Here is a 12662-nt window from a genome sequence, read left to right on the forward strand (position 1 = left end):
CCCGTCGCGGGACGGTCAGGGGCTCAGCCGCTCGACCCGCCAGGCGGTGTCGGGGCCGGTGCCCTCCCGCACGTACTGGAGCCGGTCGTGGAGGCGGTTCTCCCGCCCCTGCCAGAACTCCACGGTCAGCGGGGCCACCCGGTAGCCGCCCCAGTGCGGGGGCACCGGCACCTGCTCGCCCTCCGGGTACCGGACCGCCAACTCGGCGTAGGCTCGGTCGAGTTCCGCGCGGGACGCGACCACCGTGGACTGGGCGCTGGCCCAGGCCCCGAGTTGGGAGCCGTGCGGGCGGGTGCGGAAGTAGGCGGCGGTCTCGTCGCGACCGGTGCGGCTCGCGACCCCCGTGACGAGCACCTGGCGGGCCATCGGGTGCCAGGGGAAGAGCAGCGCGACCTGCGGGTTGGCGTCGAGGTCGCGGGCCTTGCGGGAACCGTAGTTGGTGTAGAAGACGAAGCCCTCGTGGTCGAACTGCTTCAGCAGGACGGTGCGGGAGCGGGGCCGGCCCCGGACGTCCGCGGTGGACACCACCATGGCGTTCGGCTCGTAGAGGGCGCCCTCGTCCGCGGTGCGGGCCGCGTCCCGGAACCAGCGGGCGAACTGCTCCAGGGGGTGGGCCGCCAGGTCGTTCTCTGCGAGGCCCCGCTCCCGGTACTGCGCGCGCATCAGGGACGGGTTCGGGTGGTCGACGGAATCGCGGTTCACGGCGCCATCCTGCCGCACCCGCCCCGTGCGGACCGCGAGGGGGCGGTCACCCAACGCGTACCCGACCCGGCACTCAGTGCCACCGCGGACCCGATTTCCGGCACTCAGGGAAATGTCCGCGCCCGGTTCCGGTTGGCCGACCGCCCGAACGGGGCATCACGGGGGTGACGGGTCCGGTCCGCGCGCTCCCCCACCGGTGGTGCCGCGGCACCGACGCCGGGCGCCCCGTGCGCCCTCCGCAGCAAGGAGCCGCCCCATGACCGACTTCGTTCCCGGGCTCGAAGGAGTCGTCGCGTTCGAAACGGAGATCGCCGAACCGGACCGGGAGGGCGGCGCCCTCCGCTACCGGGGCGTCGACATCGAGGAACTGGCCGGCCAGGTGCCCTTCGAGCAGGTGTGGGGGCTGCTGGTGGACGGATCCTTCGCCCCCGGCCTCCCCCCTGCCGAACCGTTTCCGCTGCCCGTGCACTCGGGAGACGTCCGGGTGGACGTCCAGGCCGCGCTGGCCCAGCTGGCGCCCGTGTGGGGGCTGCGCCCCCTGCTGGACGTCAGCGAGGCCCAGGCCCGTGACGACCTCGCCCGCACCGCCGCGCTGGCCCTGTCCTACGTGGCGCAGTCCGCACGGGGGCAGGGTCTGGCGATGGTGCCCCAGCGCGAGGCGGACCGGGCCACCACCGCGGCGCAGCGGTTCATGGTCCGGTGGCGGGGCGATCCCGACCCGCGGCACGTGGCGGCCGTCGACGCGTACTGGACCTCCGCCGCCGAGCACGGGATGAACGCCTCGACCTTCACCGCCCGGGTGATCGCCTCCACCGGCGCCGACGTCGCCGCCGCGCTCTCCGGCGCGGTGGGCGCCATGTCCGGGCCGCTGCACGGCGGCGCCCCGTCGCGGGTGCTGGGGATGGTCGAGGAGGTCGAGCGGACCGGCGACGCCGGCGCCTACGTACGGCGGGCCCTGGACCGGGGCGAGCGGCTGATGGGCTTCGGGCACCGGGTGTACCGGGCCGAGGACCCGCGGGCCCGGGTGCTGCGGCGCACCGCCCGGGAGCTGGGCGCGCCCCGGTTCGAGGTGGCCGAAGCGCTGGAGGAGGCGGCGCTGGCGGAGTTGCGGGCCCGCCGCCCGGACCGGGTGCTGGCCACCAACGTGGAGTTCTGGGCGGCGATCGTGCTGGACTTCGCCGAGGTGCCGGCGCACCTGTTCACCTCCCTGTTCACCTGTGCCCGGACGGCCGGCTGGTCGGCCCACGTGCTGGAGCAGAAGCGGACCGGGCGGCTGGTGCGGCCCTCCGCCCGGTACACCGGGCCCGGAGCGCGCCCCCTGGCCGAGCTGCTGCGCCCGGAGCGCGCCGCCTCCTGAGCGGGCGCGGGGCCCCTTCCGCACGCCGGCGGACGGGCCCCGCGCCGGCGCTCAGGCCCGGACCGGACGGTTCCGGTGGTGGCGGGCGGCGACCCGGGGGTGCGCGCGCAGCTTGCCCTTCCACTCGTTGCGGCCGAACTCGGCGTGCAACGGGTTCGCCGGGTCCCGGGTGATCCCGGGCGCGCGCGGGGCGTACGGGAAGGGCAGCGGCTCCACCCGGGCGTCGAGCCGCGGGTTGTGGAAGTACGGGACGGAGAACCGTTCAGTGGCGCCGGGCGGGCTGACCACCCGGTGCGCGGTGGCCATGAGGTAGCCGTCGGTGGCGATCTCCAGGAGCTCGCCGAGGTTGACCACGAAGGCGCCGGGCAGCGGCGGCACGTCGTGGAACGCCCCGTCCTCGCGCTGCACCTGGAGCCCGCCGACCTCGTCCTGGAGCAGCAGGGTCAGGAAGCCGTAGTCCTTGTGCGCGCCCACCCCCTGCCCGGCGCCGTCGGCGCCGGCCCCGCCCGGGTAGCGGACCAGTTTCAGCTGGGGGTGCGCGCCCGGCCCGAAGAGCGGGTCGTAGAAGTCGGGCGGGGCGCCGATCGAGGCGAGCAGTTCCCGCAGCAGGCGCTGGGCGACGTCGCCGAGGCGGGCCATCCAGTCCAGTGCGGCGGTCCGCAGTTCGGGCAGGGCGTCGGGCCACTGGTTGGGGCCCTGGAGCCAGCCGTACGCGGGGGCGCCGAGGGCGGGCGCCCGGGCGGGGCGCTCGGTGCCGATGTCGAGTTGGTCGCGCCGGTCGGCCCGGCCGCCGGTGCGTTCCTCGCCGGTGCGGGTGTAGCCGCGGAAGTGCGGGGAGTTGACGATGTCGAGGGCGCCCCGCTCGGCCTCCGGCAGGGCGAAGAACCGGTGCACGACGGTGGTGAGCGCGGCGGTCCGGGCTTGCGGGACGCCGTGCCCGACGAGGTGGAAGAAGCCCACCCGGTGTGCGGCGTCGTGCAGTTGGGCGTGGAGCAGTCGGCGGGCCTGGGGGCCGCGGTCCGCTGCGGAGAGGTCGATGACGGGCAGGTCCGTGCGGCCGGTGGAGTGGTTGCCGTCGAGGGGGCGGGCGAGGGGGCCGGTGGTGTCACCCGGATGCGTCATGGGATGTCCGCTGGGGGTACGGCACCGGCGCCGCCGGGGTGGGGCGCCGGGCTGCCTGGGTTGACGGGGGTCGGGTCAGGCGGGACGCCGACATCCGGTGCTCGTCACACGGCGGTAGTCCACATGACGGCGGCGTACGAGCGGAAGCATGTCGCCAGCGTACTGCGGGGGTGGAAGGCACGCGCGTGCGCTCGCTCACAGGTGGTCCGCGCCCGGCGCACGAGGTGTGCGCACGCCGGGCGCGGGGAGGTCAGAGCGGATCGGCGGCGGGTGCCGCGCGCCGGCCGCGGGCCATCTGGGTGCGGACCGCGCCCATGCTCGCCGCGATGACCAGGACGATGGCCACGCTCTGGGAGGCGGTGAGGGTCTGGCTCAGGACGAGGAACCCGGCCGCCGCGGCGATCGCCGGCTCCAGGCTCATCAGGACGGCGAAGGTGGAGGCGGGCATCCGGCGCAGGGCGAGCAGTTCCAGGGTGTACGGGAGCACGGAGGACAACAGGGCGATGGCCGCGCCGAGCCCGAGGACGGCGGGGTCGAGGAGTGCGGTCCCGGACTCCACCACGCCGAAGGGCAGGATCAGCACCGCGCCCACGGCCATGGCGAGCGCGAGGCCGTCGGCCTTGGGGAAGCGGCGGCCGGTGCGGGCGGAGAACACGATGTACAGGGCCCACAGGGCGCCCGCCGCGAGGGCGTAGGCCATGCCGACCGGGTCCAGGGTGCCGAAGCCGCCGCCGCTGAGCAGGAACACCCCGGCGAGCGCGAGGCCCGCCCAGAGCAGGTTGATCGCGCGGCGGGAGACGATCACCGACAGGGCGAGCGGGCCGAGCACCTCCAGGGTGACGGCCGGGCCGATGGGGATGCGGTCGATGGCCTGGTAGAAGAGGCCGTTCATGCCGGCGAGGGTCACCGCGAAGGCGACGACCGTGGTCCAGTCGGCGCGGGTGTACCCGCGCAGTCGGGGCCGGCAGACCAGGAGGAGGACCAGCGCGGAGACCACCAGGCGCACGGTGACGACGCCGAGGGCCCCGGCCCGGGGCATCAGGGTGACCGCGAGGGCCCCGCCGAACTGGACGGAGACGCCGCCCGCGAGGACCAGCCCGACCGGGCCGAACGCCCCGAACCGTCCCGGTCGCGCGCCGCCGTCCGCGGGGGCGGGGGCCGGGGTGCGCGCGGGGGCCGGGCCGGCAGTGGCGGCGGCGGTCGGGGGGACGTCCACGGGTTCCTCGCATCGTCATCGGTGGCGGGTCGGCCGGCGACACCCGTCCGATCACTACTCTGAACTCAAGAGTGCACTTTAATGCACCAAACCGGGGGGGTGCCCAGCACCTCGACCCCCGAACACCCCGGAGCACTGCGCCGGCGCACGGGTCCTGCCCCCGAGCCGGTGTCCGCCCCGGGGCGGTCCCTCGGCCCTCCCCACCACGCTAAACGCCCCGTGCGCGCCCGTGAAATGCCGATCGGACCGCGCCTATGCTTCACAGACATGAGCGCTGACAGCGGCCATCGGCCCCGCCCGGCCGGCACCGGCACTGGCACTGGCACCGGCACTGGCACTGGCACCGGCACTGGCACTGGCAGCCTGCGCACCCTGGAGATCCGTCATCTGCGCTGCTTCCTCGCCGTCGCCGAGGAGGGCAGCTTCACCCGGGCGGCGATCCGGCTGCGACTCACCCAGCCGGCCGTGTCCCGGACCCTCGCCGCCCTGGAGGGCGCGCTCGGCGTCCGGCTGGTGGACCGCTCCACCCACCACCTCGCCCTGACCCCCGAGGGCCACGCCTTCCGGGACCGGGCCCGGGCCGCCGTCACCGCCTTCGAGGACGCCCTCGCCACCGGCCGCGGGGCGCCCCGCCCGCTGCGGATCGGCCACCCCTGGTCGGCGCTGGGCCCGTACACCACGCCCCTGCTGCGCCGCTGGCGCGCCGCGCACCCGGACACCCCGCTGGAGCTGCTGCGCATCGACGACCGGACCGCCGGGCTGACCCGGGGGCTGGTCGACGCGGCGTTCCTGCGCGGACCGCTGCCGGCGCCCGGGCTGGAGTCGGTGCGGCTGTACGAGGAGGGGCAGGTCGCGGCGGTCCCCTCGGACGGGTCGCTGGCCGACCGGGCGGACCTGCGGCTGGCCGACCTGTCGGACCGCACCATCGCCCTGAACACCGTCTCCGGGCTGACCTCCCTGGAGCTGTGGCCCGCCGCGATCCGCCCGGTCTCGGTGGTCAAGGTCGCCAACACCGACGACTGGCTGAACGCCATCGCCGCCGACCGGGCGGTGGGCGTCTCGGCGACCGCCACCGCCCGGATGCACCCGCACCAGGGCGTCGTCTACGTGCCGCTGGCCGACGCGCCCCCGGTGCCGGTGCTGCTGGCCTGGCGCACCGGCACCGACGGACCCGCGCTCCACGCCCTGTTGGCCCTGGTCCGCGCGGTGCTGACGGAGGGCGGGGACGGGGGCGCTTGAGTCTCCCGCCGGGGGAGAGCCCAGAGTGGGGCCATGAACGGCGGCACTCCCTACTCGATCGGTGAGCTGGCCCGGCGCACCGGGCTGACGGTCAAGACCGTCCGCTACTACTCCGACCGCGGCCTCGTCACGCCCGTGGACCGCACCCCCGCCGGCTACCGGCGCTACGGACCGGACGCCGTGGCCCGGCTCGCCCTGGTGCGCACGCTACGGGAACTCGGCATCGGCCTCGACGTGATCCGAGGGGTCACGGCACGGGAGCGCACCCTCGGCGAGGTCGCCGCCGAGCACGTCGCCGCGCTGGACGTCCAGATCGACGTCCTGCGGCTGCGGCGGGCCGTGTTGGGCGTCGTCGCCGCGCACGGAACCACCCCCGAGGAGATGGCACGCATGCACCGGTTGGCCACCCTGACCGCGGTCGAACGCCGACGTCTGGTCGACGACTTCCTGCACGAGGTCTTCGACGGCCTCGGCGACCCCGCCCGGCACGCCGGACCACGGCGCACCCTGACCCCCGACCTCCCCGACGACCCCACGGAGGAGCAGCTCGCCGCCTGGGTAGAGCTGGCCGGGCTGGCCCTCGATCCGGAGTTCCGGGCCGATCTGCGGCACCTCGTCCACACCCATCTGGCCGAGCTGCCCGCCGATGCCGGCGCCCCGCCGCGGCCGGGCACGATCGGCCTGGCCCGGCTGGTCGTGGGGCCCGCCCTCGCGGCCGGCACCGACCCCGGATCGCCGGGGGCCGATCCGGTGGTCGCGGAGTTCACCGCCCGCTGCGCGCTCCTCCACGACCGCCCCGACGACCCGGCCCTGCGAGGGTGGCTGCTGGACCGGCTCGACGGGATGCGCGATCCGCGCAAGGGCCGGTACTTCCGGCTGCTGGCGCTGGTCAACGGCTGGCAGCCGCCCCGGTGCACGGCTCCGGTGATCGATTGGACCGTCGCCGCGCTACGGGTCCGCACGGCCGGCTGACCCCGTCCCGGCGCCCTCCTCCCCGGGCAGGCCGTCCGCCAGCGCTTCGGCCAGGTGGCGCCCCCGGACCCCGCCGAGTTGGGCGAGCTGGGTGCGGCAGGAGTAGCCGTCCGCGAGGACCAGGGCGCCCGGCGGGGCCGCCCGCACCGAGGGCAGCAGCTGCTCCTCGGCGCAGCGCTGCGACACCTCGAAGTGGCCCTTCTCGAAGCCGAAGTTGCCGGCCAGTCCGCAGCAGCCGCCGCTCAGTCGCCCGCTCAGGCCGGCGGCGTCCCGGACCCGCTGGTCGGCCCCGTCGCCGAGGACCGCGTGCTGGTGGCAGTGGGTCTGGCCGACCACCGGCCGGTCCAGCCGGGGCGGACGCCAGTGGGGCACCTGCGCCTCCAGCGTCTCGGCGAAGGTGCGCACCGAGGCCGCCAGCCGGTGGGCGCGGGGGTCCTTCGGCAGGAGCTCGGGCAGGTCGGTGCGGAGGGTGGCGGCGCAGCTCGGTTCCAGGACGGTCACCGGCAGGTCCGGGCCGCCGGTCCGGTCCAGCAGGTCGAGGGTGCGGGTCATCACCCGGCGGGCCCGGTCGAGTTGGCCGGTGGTGACGTAGGTCAGCCCGCAGCACACCCCGGTGCCGGGCAACAGGACCTGCTGTCCCGCCGCCTCCAGCACCCGGACGGCGGCCCGGCCGACCTCGGGGGCCAGGTGCTCGGTGAAGGTGTCCGGCCACACCACGGTGGCCTGACTGGTCGACAGCAACCGGGGGCCGGGCGGGGTCCGCCGGGCGAACCAGCGGGTGAAGGGTTCGGGGGCGAGCGGCGGGAGGTCCCGGCGCGGGTCGATGCCGGCCAGCCGCTTGCCGAGGGCGGCCAGCGGCTCCCGGGCGGCCAGGGCGTTCAACAACGGTGCGGTGCGGGTGGCCGCGGCCAGCCGGAGCCAGCGCGGCAGCCGGCCCAGGGCGTAGTGGGAGGCCGGGCGGAGCCGTCCCGCGTAGTGGTGGTGGAGGAACTCCGCCTTGTAGGTGGCCATGTCGACGCCGACCGGGCAGTCCGAGCGGCACCCCTTGCAGGAGAGGCAGAGGTCGAGGGCGTCCCGCACCTCGGGGGCGCGCCAGCCGCCGGTGATGACGGCGTCGGGGGCGCCGGTGGTGCCGGCCAGCATCTCGTGGAGCAGCCGGGCCCGGCCCCGGGTGGAGTGCTCCTCCTCTCCGGTGGCCCGGAAGGAGGGGCACATCACGTCCGGGCCGGGCACGGTGGTGCGGCACTTGGCGACGCCGACGCAGCGACGCACCGCCGCGGTGAAGTCCCCGCCGTCCTGCGGGTAGCCGAACTCCACCGGCACCGGCCGCCGGGGCAGCACGGCGAACCGCAACCCTTCGTCCAGCCGCGCCGGCCGGACGAGTACCCCGGGGTTCAACAGTCCCTGCGGGTCCCAGGCGGCCTTCACCCGCGCGAAGAGCCCGACGAGTTCGGGGCCGTACATCCGGGGCAGCAACTCGGCCCGGGCGGTGCCGTCGCCGTGCTCCCCGGAGAGCGAACCGCCGTGGGCGACCACCAGGTCCGCCAGTTCTTCGGAGAAGGCGCGGAACCGGGCGATTCCGGGGGCGGTGAGCAGGTCGAAGTCGATCCGTGCGTGCACACAGCCGTCGCCAAAGTGCCCGTAGGGGGTGCCGTGCAGGCCGTGCGCGGCGAGCAGGGCGCGGAACTCCCGCAGGTAGGCGCCGAGTCGGGCCGGGGGAACCGCGCAGTCCTCCCAACCGGGCCACGCCTCGGAGCCGTCCGGCATCCGGGTGGCGGTGCCGGCCGCGTCCTCCCTGATCCGCCACAGGGCCCGCTGGGCGGCCGGGTCGGTGACCACCCGGGCGTCGAGGGCGTCCGCGGAGCGGACGATCCGTTCGGCAGCCGCCCGGGCCTCGGCCGGGCTCGCCCCGCCGGTCTCCACGAACAGCCAGGCCGTGCCCCGGGGCAGGGCGTCCAGGACGCCCGGGGGCACCAGGTCGACGGCCATGCCCTCGACGGTCAGCGGCCGGTGCGGCAGCAGGCCGGGGGCGGCATCCGCCGCCGCCGACTCGTCGACGTGGCCGAGCACGGCGAGGGCCCGCGCGGGCGGGGTCTCCACCAGCTTCACGGTGACCTCGGTGAGCAGGCCGAGGGTGCCTTCGGAGCCGCAGAACGCCCGTGCCACGTCGGCGCCCCGCTCGGGCAACAGGGCGTCCAGGGCGTAGCCGGAGATCCGGCGCGGGAGGTCGGGGAAGCCGGTGCGCAGCAGGGCGAGTTCGGATTCCACCAGCGGACGGAGCGCCGCGGGGGCCCCGGCCCAGTCGGGGCCGAGTCGGGTGAGGGCCGGGCCGTGGTCACCGGCGCAGAGGGCTGCGGTGAGCGAGGCGACGTTGTCGGCGGTGGTGCCCCAGGCCACCGAGTGGGCTCCGCAGGCGTTGTTGCCCACCATGCCGCCGATGGTGCACCGGCCGTGGGTGGAGGGGTCGGGGCCGAAGCGCAGCCCGTGCGGGGCGGCGGCCTCCTGGAGCCGGTCGAGGACGAGGCCGGGTTGCACGGTCGCCGTCCGGGCCTCGGGGTCCAGGTCCAGGACCCGGTTCAGATGCCGGGTGAAGTCGAGGACCACCCCGGTGCCGGTGGCCTGGCCGGCGATCGAGGTGCCGCCGCCGCGGGCGAGGACGGGCACCCCGTGGTCCCGGCAGACGGTGAGGGCGGCGAGGACGTCGTCCGCGTCCCGCGGGGCCACCACCGCCAGCGGCACCCGTCGGTAGTTGGAGGCGTCCATGGTGGTCAGGGCGCGGGCGGTGGGCCCGAAGTCGACTTCTCCGGCCACCTCCGCCCGCAACGCGGCCCGGAGGCCCTCCGGTTCGGTGTCGGTCCCGTGGTCCGTCATCCCCCCAGCATCCCGCGCGCGGGCGGAGGGGGGGGCGGAAGGCCCGCCCCGGAGCGGGTCGGGGACCCCGGGGAACGGGCCGGCCGCACCCGTCGGCGGGGGCGAGAGAACCTGCGGGGCGGGCGATTCCGGCGAATCCGGCCCGGGTTCCAGGAGATCCGGGAGCGACAAAAACGGCCAAAGCATCGAAAGGGAATTCCGACGGGCGAGAGGGCGACGAATCGGACCGCGAAGGAAAACGAGAAGAACGCGGAAAACGAGAAGAACCCCGCGCGCGACCGCCGGCACGGGGGCACCGGGAAGCCCGGGATCGAGGCCCGGACCTGCACCGTCGAGTCCGCGGTGCCGTGGGACGGGGCGAACCGGCCGGGGCGCCGGAACTCGTGAATCGGAGCCGGTCGGCCGCGGCCATGTGCGTAGCCGGATCACCCGGGCCGGGTCCGGTCGGTGAATCCGATCGCCGTATACGAGGCGGTCGGTATGCCCCGGGCGGCGGCACCGCCGGGCGGGGCCGCGCAGGGGCGGCACGGCAAACGGAAGGGAGACCGGTTGCCGTGGGAAACGAATGCGGCGGGGACGTCGGCGGGTCGGATGCGCGAAGGCGGCCCCCCGCCTGCTCCGGAGCAACGGAATGGGCTGGGAAAACGGGCCGGACGGGGCGGGGGACCAGGGAAGCCGCCGCACCCGCGGGTTACCGCCTGCGAACGGTGCGGAATTGCTCAGCGCATCTCCTTACCCCGGCGCCGCCTTCCCCTCACCCGGTCCCGAGCGAATCACACGAGAACCCCACAGGGCCGCTGCGTGGTTCAGACCAATTGCTTAGCGCGACGGTACGGAAAGCCAGGAATTCCGCTGCGGGATGTTCCCAAACCGATCAGGAACTCTCCTATAGTGACGACAAGTTGAACGGCGGGTGTTTCCTGTCCGTACGGAGAAGCACTTCGACCCATCGGTCGGCCGTTTCGACGCAGCTCACCACCCGGGGCCGGGCACCCTCGGGCCCCCCGGGGAGCGACCCGCGCCCGTGACGGACACCCCGTGACGGTCCCCGCCGCGGACACCCCGCGGGGCGGAGGCCCTGCCGCCCTCCCACCCACCAGCCCCCCGACACCCGCACCCGCACCCAGCCACCGTGGACTCGCCACCCGAGGACATGACCCGAGGACACGATTGATGACCGCGCCCCTACCGCACGCGCACCCCGCGGGACGCCGCATACCCGCGTCCAGGCGGGCGAAGGTCCGTCAGACGGCGGCCCTTCCCACCCCGCAGGCGTCCGCTCCGCCCGCGACCCCCGCCCCGGCGTCCCCCCCGCCGGCGTTCGCCACCCCCACCCCCCTCTCCGCCGCCGAACTGCGCACCACCCGCCCCGTCCAGGGCACCACCGTGCACGAGCCGTCCCGGCCCGCCCCGGCGACCGCCCCCCGCACCCGCACCGGCACGGCCCCGGCCCCGAGCGCCCCCGGCCCGATGCGTTCCGCCCTCGCGGGACTGCTCACCCTGCTGCTCTCCGGCGGCGCCACGCTCGCCACCGCCCTGGCCGCGCCCCCCGAGGTCCGGAACACCGTGGCCCTCGGCGGCGCCGCGGCCGGCGCCCTGCTGCTCTCCGTCACCGTCGCCGTCACCCACCGGACCCTGCACACCGCCCGGTTGCTGCGGGAGCGGCTCGCCGCGGCGCGGGCCGAGACCGCCCGCGCCCTCGCCCAGAACGCCTCCCTCACCGAGAAGCTGGCCGACGAACGGGAGCGGGCCGCCGAGGAACTCACCCGGGAACGCGACCGGTTGGGCGCCGTCTGCGAACGGCTCTCCGTCGACAACGCCCGGCTGGCCGAGGCCGCCGACCACGCCGCCATCGACCGCGCCGCCACCCTGTCCGCCTGCGCCAACGCCGCCGGACGGCTCCAGGCCCTGGCCACCGGCACCCTGGCCGACCTGCGCCGCATGGAGGACCAGCACGCCGACGAGAACGTCCTCGCCGACCTGCTGCACCTCGACCACCGCACCGCTCAGGCCGGTCGGATCGCCGACTCGATGGCGCTGCTCACCGGCTCGCGCTCCGGGCGGCGTTGGTCCCGACCCATCGTCATGGAGTCCATCCTGCGCGGCGCGATGGGCCGCATCAGCGCCTACCGGCGGGTCCGGATGCACTCCACCAGCCAGGTCGCCGTCGCCGGCCACGCCGCCGAGGGCGTGATGCACGCCCTCGCCGAACTCCTCGACAACGCGGCCAACTTCTCCTCGCCGACCTCCGAGGTCCATGTGTACGTGGAGGAGGTGCCGGCCGGGGTCGTCGTCTCCGTCGAGGACAGCGGACTGGTGATGAGCGAGCTCCAACTGCACCGCGCGGAACGGTCCGTGTCCGGCGAGTGCACCGCGCTCGGCGGGCTCTCCGGCACCCGGCTCGGACTCGCCGTGGTGGGCCGGCTCGCCCGCAAGCACGGACTGAAGGTGTCGTTCCGCCCCTCCTCGCGCGGCGGCACCGGCGTGGTCCTGATGATCCCCCGGTCCCTGCTGACCGGCCCCGACGCCGCACCCTCGCGCTACTCGGGCCTGCCCGAGACCGAAGCCGAGCCGGCGCCCGCGGCCGACCCGGAGCACGCGCGCCCCGCCCCGGCGGCCGGTGACCCCGCCATCGAGGACGCCCGGCCCGGCACGACGTCCTCCGTCGTCCCCGCGGCCGACCCGCACCCGCTGTCCTTCTCGTACGCCGCCGCCCGGCCGGACGCGGAGGACGGCCTCGACCCCGACCCGGTGCCGTCCCACGGCCGGCCGTCCCGGGCCGCCGCGGCCCGCACCGCACCACCCGCACCGGCCGCCCTGCCGGTGCGCGGCGCGACCCCGCCGACCGGCCGGCTCCCGCGCCGGGCCCGGGGCCGCACCCTCGCCGACACCGACCCCCGGCGCGCCGGCGGCGACCCCTACGCCGCCTCCGCCCCCCTCGACCCCGCGGAAGTCGCCGCCCGCACGGCGCGGTTCAGCAACTTCCGGGCGGCCGTCCGCACCGCTCCCCCGGCCTCCGCCAAGGCCGAACCGGCCGTCGAACCGCTCCAGCAGGAAGGTGAGCCCACCTCATGACCACCGCCCGCTCACACACCGCCGCCTCCGCCGGCCCGGCGCAGCAGACCGGACAGACCGGAGCGGGGACGCTCCACGCGTTCGACGCGGCCTACCCGATGGCCACCT

General features: G+C 76.1%; 8 protein-coding genes. 4 read left to right on the top strand and 4 right to left on the bottom strand.

The genetic code is table 11. The features are described from left to right. Positions 1–15 precede the first annotated feature (15 nt). Entirely contained in the window at positions 16–663 is a 648-nt protein-coding gene (pdxH, locus tag ABT092_RS08985; protein ID WP_351241582.1) for a pyridoxamine 5'-phosphate oxidase, read from the bottom strand. A gap of 295 nt (positions 664–958) precedes the next feature. Between pdxH and ABT092_RS08990 the strand changes: the two genes are divergently transcribed. Then, positions 959–2059, top strand: coding sequence for a citrate synthase 2 (locus tag ABT092_RS08990; protein WP_351241414.1), 1101 nt, complete (start codon positions 959–961; stop codon positions 2057–2059). 51 nt (positions 2060–2110) lie between these two features. On the opposite strand, the gene ABT092_RS08995 is transcribed toward ABT092_RS08990, so the two are convergent. Then, on the bottom strand, positions 2111–3181 hold the full coding sequence (locus ABT092_RS08995; protein ID WP_351241416.1) for an isopenicillin N synthase family dioxygenase: 1071 nt from the start codon (positions 3179–3181) through the stop codon (positions 2111–2113). A gap of 250 nt (positions 3182–3431) precedes the next feature. Then, positions 3432–4397 (bottom strand): EamA family transporter, encoded by a 966-nt coding sequence (locus ABT092_RS09000; protein WP_351241418.1) that lies wholly within the window; start codon positions 4395–4397, stop codon positions 3432–3434. A gap of 267 nt (positions 4398–4664) precedes the next feature. On the opposite strand from ABT092_RS09000, the gene ABT092_RS09005 reads away from it, so the two are divergent. Next, positions 4665–5636, top strand: a complete 972-nt coding sequence (locus ABT092_RS09005) for a LysR family transcriptional regulator (protein WP_351241420.1) — start codon at positions 4665–4667, stop codon at positions 5634–5636. 33 nt (positions 5637–5669) lie between these two features. After that, positions 5670–6608 carry a MerR family transcriptional regulator gene (locus ABT092_RS09010; RefSeq protein WP_351241422.1) on the top strand — a complete coding sequence of 313 codons (939 nt, stop codon included), beginning with the start codon at positions 5670–5672 and terminating at the stop codon, positions 6606–6608. On the opposite strand, the gene ABT092_RS09015 is transcribed toward ABT092_RS09010, so the two are convergent. Further along, entirely contained in the window at positions 6585–9479 is a 2895-nt protein-coding gene (locus ABT092_RS09015; protein ID WP_351241424.1) for an FAD-binding and (Fe-S)-binding domain-containing protein, read from the bottom strand. The genes ABT092_RS09010 and ABT092_RS09015 overlap by 24 nt on opposite strands. Before the next feature lie 1173 nt (positions 9480–10652). Between ABT092_RS09015 and ABT092_RS09020 the strand changes: the two genes are divergently transcribed. Next, entirely contained in the window at positions 10653–12554 is a 1902-nt protein-coding gene (locus tag ABT092_RS09020) for an ATP-binding protein (protein WP_351241426.1), read from the top strand. Positions 12555–12662 lie beyond the last annotated feature (108 nt).

The sequence above is a fragment of the Streptomyces sp. NPDC002490 genome (genome assembly GCF_040296045.1).
Taxonomy (GTDB): Bacteria; Actinomycetota; Actinomycetes; order Streptomycetales; family Streptomycetaceae; genus Streptomyces.